Source organism: Bradyrhizobium sp. WSM4874 (assembly GCF_055811835.1).
This window is the reverse complement of the sequence record NZ_JBVVPR010000004.1, coordinates 58,378-76,332: the sequence shown is the minus strand read 5'-3', so window position 1 is coordinate 76,332 and position 17,955 is coordinate 58,378. Positions and strand designations below refer to the sequence as shown.

The window sequence follows — 17,955 nt, the reverse complement described above, 5'->3', positions numbered from 1 at the left end:
AGATTCTGCTATGCGCGAACCCTGACATAGCTGCCGGGCGCGTCCTCGATCGGGGGAAACGCCTCGCTGCCGACCGTGCGGGCCGGGACTTCCTCGGGATCGAGTGCGCCCAGCCATTGCCGCCAGTCCGGCCACCACGAGCCCTTGTGCTCGACCGCGCCCTTCATCCACTCGGTGACGTTGCCGGACTTCACGTTGTCGTTGGTCCAGTACTGGTATTTGTTCGAGGCAGGCGGATTGACCACGCCGGCGATATGGCCCGAGCCGGACAGCACGTATTTCACCGGGCCGCCGAAGAACTGGGAGCCGTACAGCACCGATTCCGCCGGCGCGATATGGTCCTCGCGGGTCGCGAGATTGTAGATCGGCACCATGACCTTGGAGAGATCGAGCAAGGTGTTGTCCAGCACCAACGTGCCGGTCGAGAGCCGGTTCTCCAGATAGCAATTGCGCAGATAGTACGAATGGTTCGACGCCGTCATGCGCGTCGCGTCCGAATTCCAGTGCAGCAGGTCGAACGCGCTCGGCTGCTGGCCCTTGAGGTAATTGCTGACGACATAGGACCAGATCAAATCGTTGGAGCGCAACATGTTGAAGGCCATCGCCATCTTCGAGCCTTCGAGCACGCCCGCCGCCTTCATGTCCTGCTCGAGGGATGCGATCTGCTCCTCGTCGACGAAAACGAGCAGATCACCAGCATGGGTGAAGTCGACCTGTGCCGCGAAGAACGTCGCGGACGCCACGCGCTGGCGGCGCTTCTCGGCGAGCCAGGCCAGCGTGGTCGCGAGCATGGTGCCGCCGACGCAATAGCCGGCGGTGTGCACCTTCATCTCGCCGGTGACCTTCTCGATCACGTCCATCGCCGTGAGCGGGCCTTCCTTCATGTAGTCTTCCCAGCTCTTGGCACCGAGCCGTTTGTCGGGATTGACCCATGAGATCACGAACACGGTAATGCCCTGATCGACGCACCACTTGATGTAGGATTTTTCCGGCTTGAGATCGAGGATGTAGAATTTGTTGATCCAGGGCGGGATGATCAGGAGCGGCGTGCGCAGCACGTTCTCCGTCGTCGGCGCATACTGGATCAGCTGCATCATCTCGTTTTGGTAGATCACCTTGCCCGGCGTCGTCGCCATGTTCACGCCGACGACGAGATTATCCGGATCGGACTGACGGATCTTCAGCGTGCCCTTGCCGGCGGCGATGTCCTCGGCCAGCATCTTCAGCCCGCGCGCGAGATTTTCGCCGCTGCTGGCCACCGTCGCGCGCAGCACTTCCGGGTTGGTTAGCACGAAGTTCGAGGGCGACATCGCGTTGGTGACCTGCTGGACGTAGAACTCGGCCTTGCGGCGGGTCAGCGGATCGAGCCCCTCGGCGTCGCGCACAAGCTCCTGCGCAAATTTGGTCGTGAGCAGATAGAGCTGCATCAGGAAATCGAAGAATTGGTTCGACTTCCATTCCGGATCGGCAAAGCGCTTGTCGCGCGGCGAGGGCGCGATCGCGGGCGGGGCGTCCTGACCGGCCATGCGGCGCGCTGCCGAGCCCCAGAGATCGAGATAGTCCTTGGCGAGCTTGGTCTGGAGCGCGGAGGACCGCGACGAATCCGACAGCCAGTATTCGGCGACGGTGGTGAAGGTCTTGACGACTTCGGCAAGCTCCGCGGGAGGACGATCCTGCACCTCGCCGCTCTCCCGCGGCTTCAGGTACGCCGCGAGCGCCTTGCCGCCGCTTTCCATCGCCCGCGCGACATTCATCGCGAAGGCTTCCGCATCGAACTTCGTCTCGGGTTTGGGCGTATCGGTCGTGGCCATACTCATGAGCAGAACAGTAACGATTCATTCCGTATTCGTCACCGCGAAGCTCGCATGTTTGGCGTTAAACACTCTCGAAGATGTGTTGCAGTGCGACAAATTTTCTTGGTTCCGTCACAATCGAGCCGCACCGCTCGGCTTGGTGGACCCGGGGTTGTTTTCTCGCTCGCACCATCTGGGCAGCAATGGTTTGAGCTTGGGCGCGGACTTGGGTAAAGGTTGCCCGGGGCCGTGCTTTGGGACGGGTAGGGGATTTCCCTGGTGTTGGCGTTGAGGGACCTGCGAAAGTCGCGGTGGATCTGTGGTGTGCTGCTGGTGGCGGCGCTCGCCCTGGGTGGCTGCTCGAGCCAGCTTGCGGATATGACGCCCGCCGATGCGCAAGCGCATCCCAGGGAGGCCGGTAGCTATCTGCCGGTGCACGATCTGCCGCCGGATCGCGATCAGGCGGTCATGCCGCCGGACCAACGCGCCAAGATCGAGGCCGAGCTTGCTGCCGCGCGCGACCGCCAGGCGGTTGCCACCAAGGACGCGAAATAGGGCGCTGCAAGGTAATCTCTGGCGCCTCCGCCTCGCCGTGCTAAAAGAGCTTAGTTCAGCCGAGAGTCAGGGCGAACGACTTCAGTCGCCGTCGTCGATGATTGCTCTAAGTATTTGATCTTGAGTAATTTTCGCGAGGGAAGCGGGCGCCTTTCCGCATGGCCGTTTTGGCCTGTCGATTCTGTCCTGACCGGTTGCCCGGAGCCGAGAGAGCCATGGAAGAGTTTTACCGCATCCGCCGCCTTCCGCCTTACGTGTTCGAGCAGGTCAACCGGGCCAAGGCAGCCGCGCGGAACGCCGGCGCCGACATCATCGACCTCGGCATGGGCAATCCGGACCTGCCGGCGCCAGCGCATGTGCTGGAGAAGCTGAAGGAGACGCTGGGCAAGCCGCGCACCGACCGCTACTCGGCCTCCCGCGGCATCCCCGGGCTGCGCCGGGCCCAGGCCGGCTACTACGCCCGCCGTTTCGGCGTGAAACTCAATCCCGACACCCAGGTGGTGGCGACGCTCGGCTCCAAAGAGGGGTTTGCCAACGTGGCGCAGGCGATCACCGCGCCCGGCGACGTCATCCTTTGTCCCAATCCGAGCTACCCGATTCACGCCTTCGGCTTCTTGATGGCGGGGGGCGTGATCCGCTCGGTGCCGTCGGAGCCGACGCCGCAATTCTTCGAGGCGGCCGAGCGGGCGATCGTGCATTCGATCCCAAAGCCGCTGGCGCTCGTCGTCTGCTATCCTTCGAACCCGACCGCCTATGTCGCGAGCCTCGACTTCTACAAGGACCTGGTCGCGTTCGCGAAGAAGCACGAGATCCTGATCCTGTCCGATCTCGCTTATGCCGAGGTTTATTTCGACGAAAGCAACCCGCCGCCCTCGGTGCTCCAGGTGCCGGGCGCGATGGACGTCGCCGTCGAGTTCACCTCGATGTCGAAGACCTATTCGATGGCTGGCTGGCGCATGGGCTTCGCGGTCGGCAACGAGCGCGTGATTGCGGCACTCGGCCGCGTCAAATCCTATCTCGACTACGGTGCGTTCACGCCGATCCAGGTCGCAGCGACCGCCGCGCTGAACGGACCGGACGATTGCATCAAGGAGATGCGCGACACCTACCGCAAGCGGCGCGACGCGCTGGTGGAATCCTTCGGCCGTGCCGGCTGGGAGATTCCGCCGCCGGAAGCGTCGATGTTCGCCTGGGTACCGCTGCCGGAAGCCTTCCGCAGCGTCGGCAGCATGCAGTTCGCGACCCTGATGGTGGAGAAATCCGGTGTCGCGGTCTCGCCGGGCGTCGGCTTCGGCGAACATGGTGAAGGATATGTCCGCATCGCCATGGTGGAAAACGAGCAACGGATCAGGCAGGCCGCGCGCGGCGTGCGCCGCTTCCTTGAAAGCGGCATCGAAACGTTGCACAACGTCGTTCCGCTCGCCACTCGGCGTTAAGTTCTCTTCCGCAGGCTTTCCAAGGCATCATGGTTGCACCCCTGAAAGTGGGCATAGCGGGGCTCGGCACCGTGGGCGCCGAAGTTGTTCGTCTGATCGAAACGCAGGCGCGCGTGCTTGCCGGCCGCAGCGGCCGCGGCATTCGCGTCGTCGCCGTCACCGCCCGCTCGAAGGCCAAGAAGCGCGCCGTCGATCTGCGCGGCATCGAATGGGTCAAGGATCCGCTTGCCCTCGCCACGCATCCCGGCATCGACTGCTTCGTCGAGCTGATGGGTGGCTCCGGCGATCCCGCCCTGTCGGCGGTCGAGGCCGCGCTCGGTGCCGGCAAATCCGTCGTCACCGCCAACAAGGCGTTGCTGGCAAAGCACGGCCTCAAGCTGGCCAAGGCCGCCGAAAAGCACGGCGGCGCGCTGAATTTCGAGGCAGCCGTCGGCGCTGCGATCCCTGTCATCAAGACGTTACGCGAAGGTCTCGCCGGAACCGGCATCAACCGGGTCTACGGCATCCTCAACGGCACCTGCAATTACATCCTGACCCGGATGGAGCTGGAGGGCCTGTCCTTCGCCGAGTGCCTGAAGGACGCGCAACGGCTCGGCTATGCCGAGGCCAATCCGTCATTCGACGTCGACGGCCACGATACCGCGCAAAAGCTCGCCATTCTCGCCAGCCTCGCTTTCGGCACGAAAGTTGCTCAAAGCGCGGTGTATGTCGAAGGTATCTCCTCCATCGCGCCGGAAGATCTCCGTGCCGCTGACGATCTCGGTTACCGGCTCAAGCTCCTCGGCGTCGCCGTTCGTACCGCCAAGGGCATCGAGCAGCGCGTGCATCCGACCATGGTTCCGAAATCCTCATCGATCGCACAGGTGATGGGTGTCACCAATGCGGTCACGATCGATGGCGAGGGCATCCCGCCGATCACGCTGGTGGGCCCCGGTGCCGGCGGCGCTGCGACCGCATCCGCCGTCGTCGCCGACATCGCCGACGTCGCGCGCGGCATTCGCGCCAATCCGTTCGGCCGGCCGATTTCGCAGCTGCGCGATACCAAGAAGGCGCCGATGGAGCGCCACGAGGGCGGCTACTACATCCGCCTTCTGGCACGCGATTTCCCGGGTACCGCGGCTGCGATCGCGACGCGGCTCGCGGAACAGAAGATTTCGATCGAGTCGATCGTGCAGCGCCATCCCAATGGCGGCGCTGCGCCCGCAGACGGCAAGGCGGTCCCGGTGCCCGTCATCCTCATCACCTATGCCACGCACGAGGACGCCGTGCGCCGCGCGCTCGCGGCCGTGCAGAAGGACAAGGTGATCAGCGGACGGCCGCAGGTCATCAGGATCGAGAAGAACTGAGCATGACCCGGAAAAGTGTGAAGCGGTTTTCCGGAAAGGTCATGCTCCAAGAATAAGACACGGTTCGAACGAACTGTGGGTGTTACGAGTTGATGCGGGCGGAGATGTCCGTCCAAAACTGTTTCGAAGGAGTGAGCCGATGTCGACCCATATTTCAGTCCCGCCGCATGCATTGCTCGAGCGCATTCTCACGCTGGAGATCGTGCGTGTGACGGAGCGGGCGGCGGTGTCTTCGGCGCGTCTGCGCGGGCACGGCAACGAGAAGGCGGCCGATCAGGCCGCGGTGGACGCGATGCGGCGCGAGCTCAACAAGCTCCCGATCGAGGGCACCATCGTCATCGGCGAGGGCGAGCGCGACGAGGCGCCGATGCTCTTCATCGGCGAGAAGGTCGGCATGAACGCCGGCCCGCAGGTCGACATCGCGGTCGATCCGCTCGAAGGCACCACGCTGTGCGCCAAGAACATGCCGGGCTCGATCGCCACCATGGCGATGGCCGACGGCGGCACGCTGTTGCACGCCCCCGACGTCTACATGCAGAAGCTCGCGATCGGTCCCGGCTACGACAAGGGCGTCGTCGAGCTCGATGCGACACCAGCCGAAAACGTCCACCGCCTCGCCAAGGCCAAGGGCGTCAAGCCTGACGGCATCACCGTTCTCGTGCTCGACCGTCCGCGCCATGCCAGCATCATCGAGAGCGTGCGCTCGACCGGCGCCGCCGTGCGCCTCATCACCGACGGCGACGTCGCCGGCGTGATCCACTGCGCCGACCCCGACAATACCGGCGTCGACATGTATCTCGGCACCGGCGGCGCACCCGAAGGCGTGCTCGCAGCCGTTGCGCTGCGCTGCATCGGCGGCCAGATGCAGTGCCGTCTCATCCTCGACTCCGACGAGAAGCGCGAGCGCGCGGCCAAGATGGGCGTCAATGATCCCAAGATGATCTACGGCATCGAGGACATGGCGCGCGGTGACTGCCTGTTCGCGGCCACCGGTGTCACCACGGGCTCACTGCTGTCAGGCGTCAAATTCCGCAAGGACGGGGTGATCGAGACCGAGACGGTGGTGATGCGTTCCGTCACCGGCACCGTGCGCTACATCAAGGCCGAGCACCGCGAGCTGGCGAAATTCCACCTGGACTAAGTCCGCGACCGTCCCGCGTGCGATCGTTCGGCCAGTTCAGCCGGACGTCGCCGTGTATGGCACCTCGATGGACCTGATCCATCGCGTGTCCGCTAAGGCCTGCGCGGTGCGGCCGGCATGAACATGAACGCGTCGCACAAGGTCAGAGCGAGTTGGAGCACCTCTTGAAGCTGGCCAACTTCCTCAGCCCAAGGCTGCAAAAAAGACCTGGCTGACGCAATGTCTCCGCTCGCGAGCGCGCGGCGCGCGTTCGTGTCCGCCTCGGCATAGGCGTCGGTCGCGAGCATTTTGGACAGCTCCTGCGACACGCCGCCATCGAGGCTCTCCAGGCGAGTTTCGGAAACGTAGTGATCTGGCCGCAGCTCTATCAGGTTTTCTGACTTCGTCAGATCGAATAGCCCGACCTTGCCCAGCATGACCAGAAGCGGGTGATCTCGGGCGAGAGATGACGGAATGATCTGGTAGGTCTTCAACCTTCCAGCTCGGTCTTGAAGAGAAAAGAACGAAATGACTGGCCCGATCCGAAAGCGCGAATTGCGGTGGAGCACCGCAACGTGATGATCGACCTCGGAGTCGGCTTCGAACACGGCACCGCTCTTGGGCCCGGCCTCAATGCCGTTTGCGATCAGGTAGGATGAAAGGCCGGCAACTCGGGCTGTGACGGTGCGTTCATCTAGCCCGTCTACCTCAAATTCGATCTCGCGTCCGATGAATGCGGATAGTCCTTTCGTGTAAGCCCCAATCGTCTTGCCGCTCACGAAGTGAACAATCTCGATCCATAGGCTGTATGGATGATTCGGAAACGGATCGAACGATCGGCGTGACTGCTCTAGCCACTGTTCGGGAGAGCGTCCGAATTGTCCGTTCCAGGCTATGCCCAGACAGCCAGGCTGGGCCTCAATCAAGCTACCGACGACGGCAGTGACGATGCGGGTGCTTTCTATCACCCTGGGCTTCGCGGTTTCCGCCCCCTTCGCAGCAGAGCCCGTCATCGAGACGACCAGGTGCGCACGGTGCTTCCCCAGTGCCTGCGATGCCTCCGGCCATCCGAGGAGGCCTGTTGCCACGCCGATTGATTGATCGGCGTTGGCGCGCGCATCAAAAGGACTCCCGCCAGATGATCGCCGATGCGGATCAGGAGCAGATCGTCGGCTTCCGCATGTGCTGCGGCTGTGCTGATGTCCCAATGCAAGCCTGGATGACGGTCGCGTAGCGTCTCGATGAGGACCTTCTTTTCTGGAAGGCCGGCGCTCTCTAACAAGACAAATGCAACAGGGTTGGTCATGACAAATCCGCTGCACTCCGACTGGTTGAGGCCCGTCACCTTGTTCATCTTGCGCGTGTCTGGTGTGGCGGACTAGCGCTGTTGTTGCATGGAAAGGATCATGCTTTAAAGCCCTTCATCTGAGACGAAGCCACCCGGAGCGCGGGCTATCCGCGAAGCCAAGCATGACCACAACATCCGACCTCACCGCCGTCAAAGCCCTGGTGTTCGACGTGTTCGGCACCGTCGTCGACTGGCGCACCAGCCTGATCACGGACTTCATGTGGTGGGCGAAGGGCCGCGGGATCTCCGCCGACTGGACCGCCTTGGTCGACGGCTGGCGCGGCATGTACATGGCCTCGATGGATGACGTGCGCAAACATCCCGAGCGCGGCTATGTCATGTTAGATGATCTGCATCGCCGCTCGCTGGAAAAGCTGGTCGCGCAATTTTCGATTTCAGGCCTGACCGAAGCCGATCTCGATCACCTCACCAAGGGTTGGCACCGCCTGAACCCTTGGCCCGACAGCGTCGCGGGCCTGACGCGGCTGAAGACGAAATTCGTGATCTCGCCGCTGTCGAACGGCAATGTCGCGCTGCTCACCAACATGGCGAAGTTCGCAGGGCTTCCCTGGGACCTCATCATGTCGGCCGAGCTGTTCGAGCACTACAAGCCCGATCCCGAAACCTATCTCGGCGCCGCGCGCCTGCTGTGCCTCAAGCCGGAAGAGGTGATGATGGTCGCAGCCCATAACGGCGACCTTGCCGCCGCGCAGAAGAACGGGCTGAAGACGGCCTTCGTGGCGCGGCCGACCGAATACGGTCCGCTTCAGAAAGTCGATTTCGAGGCCACCGGCAATTGGGACATCGTCGCCAAGGATTTTGGCGGAATCGCCGACAAGCTCGGGTGCTAGGCCGGCCGCGACGTTGGCCCTCCACCTTGCGGCGGCGTTCCCGTCGCGCTGTGCTTCTTGTTGGTCCTTGCCGCCTGCCAGACCTCGATGAGCAACGCGGGGACAATGCTGTGCGCGGGGCAACGATTCCACGCATCGGCAAAGAATGCGAATCCCGGGTCGGAGGCACGTTGCTGGCGGGCGCCTTCGACTGCTAGCAGCACCAACGTCCGTGACCGCAGCCGGATCAAACCAACGCAGTCTCCATCGCGCACTTCGCGGATCACGCGTGCGGGCGCGCGCAGCGTGCGAAGCAGTGCATCCTGCGGTTCGATCTTCGCCAGATTGTCGCCGCGAAGCACCAGCTCGCGCATCAGATCGATCGACTTTACGATGTTGTCCATCGCAAGCGCAGTTGCATGCGCGCAAGCCATGTCGCCGCGCGAGGCTGCCTCAATTCGATCGAGCGCAGCCTTCAACGCGCCGCTGCGCCTGATCCAGTATGCACGCAGCGGCCAGGCCGACAGCCAGGCCTGCAACGTGCGCGCGGCGGCGTAGGACTCCTCGCTAGCAACATAGTCGGCGAAGAAGAGCCGGCCTATCGCTTGCTGAACAGCGACGCCCATGCTGCGATGTGCGTGCCCGTCGCGGATGTAATTGCCGAGTTCGGCGATCTCCGGCGCGATCCGCTGCAACAGCGGCTTGACATCCGAAAGTGCGGATTCGAGCGCCGCCTGATGCGCCGCGCGGAATGCATCGCGCCGGTCGCGAAACGCCGGCCAGATGTCACCATCACGTGTGCGGAAAACCGCGAGCTTTGCCGCGATCGAGCGATTGAACAGACCGCCGCGGCCGGACAGCGAGCGCGCGACCACGCCCGCATCGTTGACGCGGAGCAGTTCGTCCGGATCGCGCACGAGGGCAAGACGAACGAGGCCCGGAATGGTGATGATGAGGGCCATGACTAGCCTCGCAGCACATTCCAGGGGGCAAAAGCGTTGTTGACGCCCTCGAGCGCCGCGCCGAGCTGCGGCACATGCCGCAGCAGGACCGATTTCATTCCGTTGTGGTTGATCCAGTCCAGACCGAAGTCGGTGTAAACTTCCGGCCGGTAGTCGTCGGTGAAAAAGCGGTCGCTCTTGAGACGCCGCGATGCCATCAGGATGAAGATGCGGAAAGCGGTATCGCTGAAGCCAAAGCCGTCCGGCAGGTCCTCGGCTAACAGCCCCACCATCAGATCAACGCGGTCGACGTCGCCCTTGTAGATCGTGCGCATCTTCTTGGCGGCACCGGGGATGCTGGTGATTTCCTCGAATGTCTTGACGCGCTTCTTGCCGACCAGCTCGCGGAAACGATTGTAGCGCGGCACGCCGCGCTCGCGATCACGCATGATATCGATCGCGGCCACGTCCAGCAGCGGCTGGCCGTCTTTCGTGAACTGGCGCAGGAAGTTGGGATAATTGTGGAGGCGAATGGCGCCGGGATGAGCGGTGCCGAAGGAGTACATCAGGTTGGCGAAGCCGTGAGACTGCATGAACTCGCGGGAGACGCGCCCCTGCATGTTGACCAAGTCGCAAGATTTTGGCTCTGTGGTATCGAGCCGCCGCACATCCATCTTGTCCGGGAGCAACGGGTGCAGGCGGTAGACAGCGGTGAATTCCTCGGTCATCGCGTAGGGCGCGCTGTGCTGGTCCGTCGGAGAGCCGATGATGCCATAGGCGGCCTCGCTGTTCTTGCCGAGCACTGCGCGCAGCACCCGGTATGGTATCCCCGACCAGTTGGCGTGCATGCTGAAATCCAGCGCAGGATGGTCGAGGATGCCTGGCGTCCATTCGACGGTGTGGATCTTGGCGATCAGGGCCGCGTTGATCAGGCGCGCACGCTGGAATAGTTCTTCGTCATTCCAGGCCGGATACCGGGTCTTCAAGCCATCGCAGATGAAATTGTGCTCACGCGCGAAGAGATTGTGGAGCAGGCTGAGCCCGACCCACCAATTGTCATTGAAGCCGGTGAGATCGGCACCCGGATGGACTGGATCGGCTGGGAGCATCCCATCATCGCCGACCCTGATCTTCCCATCGACCCCGGATCGGATCTGCATCTGCCTCGCGCGATCGCTGCCGTAGATCTGCCCGGCGTCCCACCAGTGCGAGTTGAAATTGCGAAATGTCGGTGTGGCGCCGAGCCATGACTCACGCGATGTCTCGTCGCAAACCGTGCGACGAATCTTCATGCAGTCGTCGAGCCGCTCCTTCTTGGGCCATTGGTCGCCCGCTTTCAGCGGGATCTTGAACTCGTTTCCCGGCTCGGGCACCCCATGGCTGAACCAATTATGCGTTTCGAACTGAATCCAGGCGGCGGCCAGCAGATTGAGGCTGGTCGCGGGAATAAATTGGTCCCGCGCCAGCAATTCCGTCGAAATTTCGCGCGGACTGGGTTCGAGCAGATCGTCTACGCCGTCCGGCACGCATTCCGGCAGCGGGAAATTGCGTCCGAACCGGGCGCCCGCCATGCCCATGCGCGGATGGTCGAGGCTGTTGAACGAGCCGTCAGCGGAACGCCACCGGTCATTGCCGGTGCTCCAGCCAGGCGACGTCGCGCCATAGCCGGTATGGTGGAGGTTGTGCTCGCGCAGCCGGTCGCGGAACACCGAAAGATTGGCAGCTCCGAGCAGGGTCGGCAGGTGGTCCCATCTGACAAGGAAGTTGATGGCCCGATAGACAACATCCAGGACCGCCTGGAGCAGGTCACGATGGAAGGCAAAACCATCGTTCTCGCGGGACATTGACGCTCCCAAACTCGATGGCGTGAAATAAACTCAATTTGCAACTAGTAAATGCAGTTCAATAGCACCAAAATAGCCGTTTGCCAACGCGGCTTTCCGGCGGTTGCGGTCGCCCGGGCATGCAATTTTCCCTGTCGACCAAAGGTTTGCTCGGATAGGATAACGTACAGCACGTGGGTGCATCGGGCGACCCGGCTGAATTTGCGTGAGCGCGGCGAAGCTGCGCGACAAAGCGCTTCAATCTCGTGAGAACCAGGCCGGCACCGGCGCCGGCAAGACCGAAAAGCCATCCTAAGTTGCGTGTTTCGCCGTCAAGGGGGTGACGCAGATGGGCAATATGGTTCGCAATTACGACGGCGGGATCACAAGCTCGCCCGCGCAATTGGTGTCACCGCGCTCCGTTGACGAGATTCAATCGATCCTCAGGGATGCCGACCGCTACCCAAGCCCTGTTCGGGCGATGGGCAGCTATCATTCCTTGACGCCTTGCGCGTCCTCCGACGGGACGATCATCGACATGTCCGGGATGAGCCGCATCCACAAGATCGATCCACACAGCATGACGTTCACGGCCGAGGCCGGTCTCCAGTTCATTGCTGCATCGCGGCTATTGCGGGCGATGAACCTCCAGTTTCTGACCAATATCGAGATCGGGAACATGACGCTCGGTGCGGCGGCCTGCTGCCACACCAAGGACGGCCTGGACGGCGGCGAGTTCGGACAGGTCGGCTCGTACATCACAGCGATGAAATGGGTGACGCCCAGCGGCGGGCTGGCGGAAGCATCGGAGGAGAAGGACCCGCATCTGATGTACCTGATGCGCTCCAGTTACGGCCTGTGCGGCGTCATCTACGAGGTGACGTTTCGCATCAAGCCGCTGGAAGCGATCCACTTCAGATATTTGCCGCGCCGGATCGGCGAACTGACCGAGAAGGAAGTGGACGGGATCATCGATGCGTCGCGAGGCCTGATCTGTTGGACGGTCGGACGAAAGGCGTACTTCCAGACGCGACGTCTCATCGACAGGATTGGACCGTTGGGATCGCTGTTCGCCGCCAGCCGCCGTAACCTCTGGAATTTTGCGGAAGCCCGCGTCGGCAGATTCATCGACAGTAGCATCCCGACCAAGCCTCTCAGGGATGCGTTGCTCGACACGTGGTTCATTGGCAACCGGCTGTTGATGTCGTTCTTGCACCTGATCGGCGGAGCGACCTTATACAATCCCGACAAGACGATCGACTACAGCAATACGCGGCCGTCGGCGCGATATGCGTTTACGTTCTGGGCATTTCCGCGCTCTGAATGGCTGCATGTGCTGCGCGATTACGTGGACTTCAGCGAAAAATATTTCAAGGACCATGACTTCCGCTGCAACATGGCGCTCGGCTCCTATTTCATCCGGAAGGATGAGCACTCGTTGCTGTCCTACTCGCATGACGGAGACGTGTTTTCGGTCGACCCCATCCACGCTTATACGGACCGGCCGGCTTGGGACGGGTTTTTGAAGGCGTTCAATGAATTTGCGAGCAAGAGGGGCGGCATTCCCCTGTTGAACCAGAGTCCATTCATCACCAGGGACCACGTCGAGGCAGCGTACGGGACAAGATGGATCGACTTCTCGGCGCATGTGAGAAGGGAAGATCCGCGAGGACGAATGCTGAATCCGTTCTTTGCCGATCTGCTGAGTCCGTGAGGATCGGGCTCGCGATTGAGGCAGCGGGATTGACCAATTACTCGCGTAACGTGTCGTGGACTTCTACCGAGGCAATGGCCAATCTGCGTCACGCTTTCGAAGAGGCAGCGGAGCCAACTCGAGCCGTGACGTCGAACCGGGCAACATGCTTCAGAATTCCGGGATGAGTGATGGATGACCCTCACGACAGAGCAACCGAACGCCGCCAGCTGACAGTTCTGTTCTGCGACGTGGTCGACTCAACAGGCCTGTCCGAGCGCTGTGACATAGAGGATTTGCGAGAGATCCTGCTGGAATTCCAGGCGATAAGCTCGCAATGCATCACTAATGCCGGGGGCAGCGTCGTCAATTATATCGGCGACGGCATTCGTGCGGAATTCGGCTATCCGCTCGCATCGGAGAACGAAGCCGAGAGCGCGGTCCGTGCCGGCCTGGTGTTGTTGCGGGCACTCCACGAACTGAGTGAGCGCGCCATTGCGGAGATCCAGGAACCGCTGCGCGTTCGGATCGGGGTCCATACGGGCGTAGCGGTGATCGGCAAGGCGAGGCTGGGTCACGTGCACGATGCAACCGAGATCGTCGGCGATACGCCCAACATTGCATTCCGGTTGCTGGAGATGGGCGAGCCCAATTCGCTGGTGATCAGCGGTGAGACCAGGCGTCTCCTCCGCGGCAAATTCGCCCTGCAATCGCTCGGTATGTGTTCGCTCAAGGGACTGTCGCGAAAAGTCGAGGTCTTTCTCGTCGAGGGCGAGGCGTTGGAAGATGGCGCTGGCCATCGTGCACGCCGTCGCAATGCCTCGCCCCTGGTGGGCAGGGTCGCTGAAATGGGGCAGCTGCTGCAAGCGTGGGAGCTGGCGCGGACCGGGCAGGGGCGTACGGTGGAGATCACTGGGGAGTCCGGGATCGGAAAATCGCGCCTGGCATTGGAGCTGATCGAAAGGGCCGCGCTGCCCGACGACCTGATTCTGGCGATCCAAGCTTCCGCCCCGCATCAGAGCACGCCGCTTTACCCGATCATCAGGGCACTCGAGCAGCGCATCGGCATCGGCAGGGATGGAGACGCCGACGCGAATTCAGCGCGTCTGCGTGATTTCGTGGCCGCGACGTCCGGCGGCGACGAGGAGCAGTTGACGCTGATCGGCCAGATGCTCGGCTTGGCGGTGCCGGCGGCGTCAGGCGCGATCATTCCCGACGCGCAGGAGCAGCGTCGAAAGACGCGTGATGCGGCGGTGCGGCTGTTGATCTCGCAAACGCGCGGCGAAGCCAGCCTGATCCTGATTGAGGATTTTCACTGGGCCGATCCATCGACAATCGAGATCGTCGAGCGAATTGCCGGCCAGATCGGCGGTACGCGGAATCTCCTAGTGTTCACCAGCCGGGCATCCGTGCTTGGTGACGTGTCGCCGACGATCCTGCGTATAGTGCTTCAGCGCCTCGACGATGAGCACTGCCGCCATCTTGCCGGATCGGTCGTGCGCGACAAACAGCTATCAAGTCAGCTGATCCAGCAGATTGTGGCGCGATCGGACGGTGTGCCGCTGTTCGTGGAGGAGCTGGCGGCGGCGGCCCTCGAAACGGGCCAGGTCGATCCGGGCGTCCGAACGGCTGGCGCCGGCGGACCTTCAGAAGTGCCGTCGGCGCTCTACGACTCTCTGATGCTGCGTCTCGAGCGCCTCGGCAATGCCAAGGCCGTCGCGCAGCTCGCGTCGGTGATTGGCCGAAGCTTTCCGCATCGGCTTCTTGCTGCCGTCGCCGGCGAGCTTCAAGATAGCCTCGAACCGGCTCTCGAGCGGCTGCGAGCGTCTGGGCTGATAGGATTTGAACGCAACGACGACGAAAAGGTCTACTCCTTCAAGCATGCGCTGGTCCGGGACGTTGCCTATTATTCGCTTCTCAAACGGCAGAGACGAGAGATTCACGACCGCGTGGCTGCGGAGATCGAGCTCCATCTGCCGGAGGTTGCCATCACCGAACCCGGCTATCTTGCGCAGCACCTGTCCGAGGCCGGGCGCACCTCCCGCGCGGCACAGATGCGGCTCAAGGCGGCCCAGCAGGCAGCACAACGTTCGGCTAATCTGGAAGCGGTCGCCGAGCTCAACATGGCGCTGGAGGAGATCAGGAAGCTTCCGGCGGGACTTGAACGGGACAATCTGGAGCTGAACGCCCAGATCGCGCTGATCGGGCCCACGATCGCGCTGCAGGGATTCGGCGCCGATGCGGTCGCTGACGTCAGCAGCCGCGCCATCGAGCTCTGCCGTGCCCTCGACAACGATCCGCGCATCTTTCCGGCGCTGTATGCAAGATGGTCTTATTTGCGTGTTGCAAGCAACGTGCGGGAGGCCGGCACGCTGGCGCGGGATTTTCTGACGCTCGCCGAGCAAAAGGGAACGAGGGCCGATCGGATGGTGGGCCACCGGCTGCTCGGCACGTCGCTGCTCGACGGGGAGACCGAGCAGGCGTGCGTCCATCTCGATCGGGCCGCCAAGCTCTACGATGCTGCCGCCGACCGAGCGACGGCCGTGACATACGGCACCGACGTGCAGATCACGAGCCTGTCCAACCTGTGCATCTGCTACTGGCTGGTGGGCCGAGTTGCCGACGCGGTCACGCACGGCCGAGAGGCACTTCGACACGCGCAGCAATTGTCGCATGCCCATACCCTCGGTTACGCCTATGCCCATGCCTGCATGCTCTACACGCTGGAGCGGGACGTGCAGACGGTGCGGGAGCTCGCCCAGCGGACGCTCGATGGGGCGATCAGACGGGAGCTGCCGCTCTGGGTCTCGGTGGCACGGACATTTCTCGGTTGGGCTGACGTTGAAAGCGGCCGCCTCACGGAAGGCATCGATCTGCTTGAGAAGCAGCGCGATTTCCTGCAGACGGCGCACCTCGTCTATTGGCTGCCCACTTATCTCTGCTGGTTGGCAGAGGCCTATGTCCGCGCCGACCATCTGGCGGACGCACGGCGTTGTCTCGATCAGGCGCGCAACGTCTTCGGGCGGGGCGGCAACTACTGGTATGAGGCTGAATGCCTGCGTATCGAAGGGCGATTTGCCGCACATGCGCAGATCAACGACACTTCGCTGGCCGAGCGGAACTTCGAGCTGGCGCTCGCGCTTGCCAAGCGTCGTGGCCAGCACGGATTTGGCCTGCGTGCCGCGGAGGGTCTTGCGCGCCTGCTCGCCGCCAAAGGAGAGACCGAGCGCGCCCGGACGCTCCTGCATCACGAACTGCAATTTTTTGTCGGTCAGCCGGACGGTGGTGATCGTCCGGAGGCCAGCAGGCTGTTGCGCTACCTCCAGGAGCGGTCGCGCTGATAGCTCAGACCCGGGGTCGATCAGGACATCGGCCGGCGAGACGGTCGGCATCGGCGATATCGCCGCCGCGCAGAAGATCGGGTTGACGGCCTTCGTGGCGCGGCCGACCGAATACGGTCCGCTCCAGAAAGTCGATTTCGAGGCCACGGGCAATTGGGACATCGTCGCCAAGGATTTTGGCGGAATCGCCGTCAAGCTCGGGTGCTAGGCAGCCTTTCTACGGTTTGACATCCCTCAAGAGAGCGCCTTTCATATCGACTATGTCGATGTGAGGCCGCTCCCTTGGATACCGAGCTTGCGCGTACATTCCTGACGGTGGTCGCGACGGGCAATTTCATTACGGCCGCCGAGCGGCTTCACGTCAGTCAGTCCACCGTCAGCACCCGGATCCAGAGCCTCGAAGAACTGCTCGGCTGCACGCTGTTCGTGCGCAACAAGGCCGGCGCAGCATTGACGGCAGCGGGACGCCAATTCCAGCGCCACGCCTCGACCCTGGTGCGCACCGTCGAGCAGGCCCGGCATGACGTCGGCGTTCCCAAGGGCTTTAGCGGGGCCTTGGTGATTGGCGGCCGCATCGGGCTGTGGGAGGAGTTTCTGCTGCTCTGGCTGCCGCGCATGCAGGAGGCCAATCCGCAAATCTCCATCCGCGCCGAGAGCGCGCTGGAGCCGGAGTTGATGCAGGGCCTGGTCGAAGGTCGCATCGACATCGGCGTGATGTACACGCCGCAAAGTCGGCCCGGCCTGAAAGTCGAGCTGCTGATCGAGGAGCAGCTGGTGCTGGTCTCGACCAATCCCAAAAGCGACCCCGAGCCGCAGGAGGGCTACGTCTATGTCGACTGGGGACCGGAGTTCTATGCCCGCCACAGCGCCGTCTTCCCCAATTTCGCAGGACCCGCGCTGACTGCCAATATCGGCTGGCTCGGGCTTCAGCATGTTCTGGCCAACGGCGGCTCCGGCTACTTCGCGCACCGGATCGTCGAACCGCTGCTGAAGGCGCGGCACCTGCACCTGGTGGCCGGCGCGCCGAAGTTCTCCATGCCGGCCTATGTCGTCTATTCGGTCGACCAGTCGGACGACCATGTACAGAGCGCGATCGCGATCATGCGCGACCTCGCCGCCGAGCAAGCGCGGCGCGTGATGGAAACGCCGGCGCGGAGCGCGCGCAAACGCCGCTGACATCAGGTTCGCAGCGGCCGGACGGGCCTAGCGCCGGCGGTGCAAGCGGGTTTCGGCAACGGCCGTCACCGCGCCGATCGCAAGCATGGCGACGACGGTGTCCGGGGTCGCATCGAAGCCGAATGCAAGAACCGCAGCGGCGACCACCGCGGCAAGCATGCAGAAGGTAAAGCCCTCATCGGCGATCAATTGCCGCGCGCCGCCGACGCGCGTTGCGGGCCTGTCCGTCGAGCGCATGGGGTCGTGCCTACTGGAACAGCTTCATCGCGTTGAGCAGGGTCTGGATGACACCCGCAAGCAAGGGGATGCCTGCGAAGCTCCAGGCCAGTGCCAATTGCAGCGGCGTGGTTTTTACGGTCTGGGCATGATGCATGATAATGTCACGCTCCCGAGGGGTTGTTGCTCGCCGCGGCGGCGGCAGCGATCTCGCTGGCGCGATGGGACGGCTTGATCGCCGTGATCTGGGACACACGATAGGTGATCCAGCTCAGCAGCAACTGGGAGAATGACGCTTCGCTTCGCGATGTCGTTGTCATGGTCGCTCCTTCTGTTC

At 62.9% G+C, this 17,955-nt stretch carries 16 protein-coding genes and 1 pseudogene; 9 read left to right on the top strand and 8 right to left on the bottom strand.

Going from position 1 to position 17,955, the window contains the following annotated elements:
- Window positions 1-8: 8 nt before the first annotated feature.
- Complete coding sequence (locus tag AC0L3P_RS05625) at window positions 9-1,817, bottom strand: PHA/PHB synthase family protein (protein ID WP_473301236.1); 1,809 nt, start codon at window positions 1,815-1,817, stop codon at window positions 9-11.
- A gap of 255 nt (window positions 1,818-2,072) precedes the next feature.
- Here AC0L3P_RS05625 and AC0L3P_RS05620 point away from each other — a divergent pair, with 255 nt between their 5' ends.
- The 4 genes from AC0L3P_RS05620 (at window position 2,073) to glpX (ending at window position 6,271) form a co-directional block, all read left to right on the top strand.
- Complete coding sequence (locus AC0L3P_RS05620) at window positions 2,073-2,348, top strand: hypothetical protein (RefSeq protein WP_473301235.1); 276 nt, start codon at window positions 2,073-2,075, stop codon at window positions 2,346-2,348.
- 215 nt (window positions 2,349-2,563) lie between these two features.
- Window positions 2,564-3,784: an LL-diaminopimelate aminotransferase gene (locus tag AC0L3P_RS05615; RefSeq protein WP_275171952.1), complete on the top strand. Its 1,221-nt coding sequence runs from the start codon at window positions 2,564-2,566 to the stop codon at window positions 3,782-3,784.
- 29 nt (window positions 3,785-3,813) lie between these two features.
- Window positions 3,814-5,130: a homoserine dehydrogenase gene (locus tag AC0L3P_RS05610; protein ID WP_275171953.1), complete on the top strand. Its 1,317-nt coding sequence runs from the start codon at window positions 3,814-3,816 to the stop codon at window positions 5,128-5,130.
- 139 nt (window positions 5,131-5,269) lie between these two features.
- Window positions 5,270-6,271 carry a class II fructose-bisphosphatase gene (gene glpX / locus AC0L3P_RS05605; RefSeq protein WP_473301234.1) on the top strand — a complete coding sequence of 334 codons (1,002 nt, stop codon included), beginning with the start codon at window positions 5,270-5,272 and terminating at the stop codon, window positions 6,269-6,271.
- 92 nt (window positions 6,272-6,363) lie between these two features.
- Here glpX and AC0L3P_RS05600 read toward each other — a convergent pair whose 3' ends face one another.
- Window positions 6,364-7,263, bottom strand: coding sequence for a hypothetical protein (locus AC0L3P_RS05600; RefSeq protein WP_473301233.1), 900 nt, complete (start codon window positions 7,261-7,263; stop codon window positions 6,364-6,366).
- A complete protein-coding gene (locus AC0L3P_RS05595; protein WP_473301232.1) occupies window positions 7,260-7,604 on the bottom strand; it encodes a hypothetical protein in 345 nt (114 codons plus the stop codon). Before AC0L3P_RS05595 ends, AC0L3P_RS05600 begins: the two co-directional genes overlap by 4 nt.
- 116 nt (window positions 7,605-7,720) lie before the next feature.
- On the opposite strand from AC0L3P_RS05595, the gene AC0L3P_RS05590 reads away from it, so the two are divergent.
- Window positions 7,721-8,449, top strand: coding sequence for a haloacid dehalogenase type II (locus AC0L3P_RS05590; protein WP_473301231.1), 729 nt, complete (start codon window positions 7,721-7,723; stop codon window positions 8,447-8,449).
- Here AC0L3P_RS05590 and AC0L3P_RS05585 read toward each other — a convergent pair.
- On the bottom strand, window positions 8,446-9,390 hold the full coding sequence (locus AC0L3P_RS05585; protein ID WP_473301230.1) for a hypothetical protein: 945 nt from the start codon (window positions 9,388-9,390) through the stop codon (window positions 8,446-8,448). The genes AC0L3P_RS05590 and AC0L3P_RS05585 overlap by 4 nt on opposite strands.
- 2 nt (window positions 9,391-9,392) lie before the next feature.
- A complete protein-coding gene (locus AC0L3P_RS05580) occupies window positions 9,393-11,213 on the bottom strand; it encodes a peroxidase family protein (protein WP_275171959.1) in 1,821 nt (606 codons plus the stop codon).
- Between the two features lie 328 nt (window positions 11,214-11,541).
- On the opposite strand from AC0L3P_RS05580, the gene AC0L3P_RS05575 reads away from it, so the two are divergent.
- From AC0L3P_RS05575 to AC0L3P_RS05560, 4 genes and pseudogenes are all read left to right on the top strand, one after another.
- Entirely contained in the window at window positions 11,542-12,906 is a 1,365-nt protein-coding gene (locus AC0L3P_RS05575; RefSeq protein WP_473301229.1) for an FAD-binding protein, read from the top strand.
- 170 nt (window positions 12,907-13,076) lie between these two features.
- Window positions 13,077-16,226, top strand: a complete 3,150-nt coding sequence (locus AC0L3P_RS05570; protein ID WP_473301228.1) for an ATP-binding protein — start codon at window positions 13,077-13,079, stop codon at window positions 16,224-16,226.
- Window positions 16,227-16,278: 52 nt separating this feature from the next.
- Window positions 16,279-16,434 (top strand): annotated as a pseudogene (locus AC0L3P_RS05565) (haloacid dehalogenase type II); the annotation flags it as partial.
- A 74-nt stretch (window positions 16,435-16,508) separates the two neighbouring features.
- The gene (locus tag AC0L3P_RS05560) at window positions 16,509-17,402 is read left to right on the top strand and encodes a LysR family transcriptional regulator (RefSeq protein ID WP_473301227.1); all 894 of its coding nucleotides are present in this window, start codon (window positions 16,509-16,511) and stop codon (window positions 17,400-17,402) included.
- Between the two features lie 27 nt (window positions 17,403-17,429).
- Here AC0L3P_RS05560 and AC0L3P_RS05555 read toward each other — a convergent pair whose 3' ends face one another.
- From AC0L3P_RS05555 to AC0L3P_RS05545, 3 genes are read right to left on the bottom strand one after another with little or no spacing between them, the layout of a single operon-like run.
- Window positions 17,430-17,639 carry a hypothetical protein gene (locus tag AC0L3P_RS05555; RefSeq protein ID WP_275171963.1) on the bottom strand — a complete coding sequence of 70 codons (210 nt, stop codon included), beginning with the start codon at window positions 17,637-17,639 and terminating at the stop codon, window positions 17,430-17,432.
- A 10-nt stretch (window positions 17,640-17,649) separates the two neighbouring features.
- Entirely contained in the window at window positions 17,650-17,775 is a 126-nt protein-coding gene (locus tag AC0L3P_RS05550) for an MFS transporter small subunit (protein ID WP_275171964.1), read from the bottom strand.
- A 7-nt stretch (window positions 17,776-17,782) separates the two neighbouring features.
- Window positions 17,783-17,938 (bottom strand): hypothetical protein, encoded by a 156-nt coding sequence (locus tag AC0L3P_RS05545; RefSeq protein WP_473301226.1) that lies wholly within the window; start codon window positions 17,936-17,938, stop codon window positions 17,783-17,785.
- Between the last annotated feature and the right edge of the window lie 17 nt (window positions 17,939-17,955).

Bases quoted from the DNA above. Each gene is read 5' to 3' on its own strand.
- AC0L3P_RS05625 (WP_473301236.1), bottom strand. From the start codon at position 1,817: ATGAGTATGGCCACGACCGATACGCCCAAACCCGAGACGAAGTTCGAT.
- AC0L3P_RS05615 (WP_275171952.1), top strand. From the start codon at position 2,564: ATGGAAGAGTTTTACCGCATCCGCCGCCTTCCGCCTTACGTGTTCGAG.
- AC0L3P_RS05610 (WP_275171953.1), top strand. From the start codon at position 3,814: ATGGTTGCACCCCTGAAAGTGGGCATAGCGGGGCTCGGCACCGTGGGC.
- glpX (WP_473301234.1), top strand. From the start codon at position 5,270: ATGTCGACCCATATTTCAGTCCCGCCGCATGCATTGCTCGAGCGCATT.
- AC0L3P_RS05600 (WP_473301233.1), bottom strand. From the start codon at position 7,263: ATGACGGGCTCTGCTGCGAAGGGGGCGGAAACCGCGAAGCCCAGGGTG.
- AC0L3P_RS05595 (WP_473301232.1), bottom strand. From the start codon at position 7,604: ATGAACAAGGTGACGGGCCTCAACCAGTCGGAGTGCAGCGGATTTGTC.
- AC0L3P_RS05590 (WP_473301231.1), top strand. From the start codon at position 7,721: ATGACCACAACATCCGACCTCACCGCCGTCAAAGCCCTGGTGTTCGAC.
- AC0L3P_RS05585 (WP_473301230.1), bottom strand. From the start codon at position 9,390: ATGGCCCTCATCATCACCATTCCGGGCCTCGTTCGTCTTGCCCTCGTG.
- AC0L3P_RS05580 (WP_275171959.1), bottom strand. From the start codon at position 11,213: ATGTCCCGCGAGAACGATGGTTTTGCCTTCCATCGTGACCTGCTCCAG.
- AC0L3P_RS05575 (WP_473301229.1), top strand. From the start codon at position 11,542: ATGGGCAATATGGTTCGCAATTACGACGGCGGGATCACAAGCTCGCCC.
- AC0L3P_RS05570 (WP_473301228.1), top strand. From the start codon at position 13,077: ATGGATGACCCTCACGACAGAGCAACCGAACGCCGCCAGCTGACAGTT.
- AC0L3P_RS05555 (WP_275171963.1), bottom strand. From the start codon at position 17,639: ATGCGCTCGACGGACAGGCCCGCAACGCGCGTCGGCGGCGCGCGGCAA.
- AC0L3P_RS05550 (WP_275171964.1), bottom strand. From the start codon at position 17,775: ATGCATCATGCCCAGACCGTAAAAACCACGCCGCTGCAATTGGCACTG.
- AC0L3P_RS05545 (WP_473301226.1), bottom strand. From the start codon at position 17,938: ATGACAACGACATCGCGAAGCGAAGCGTCATTCTCCCAGTTGCTGCTG.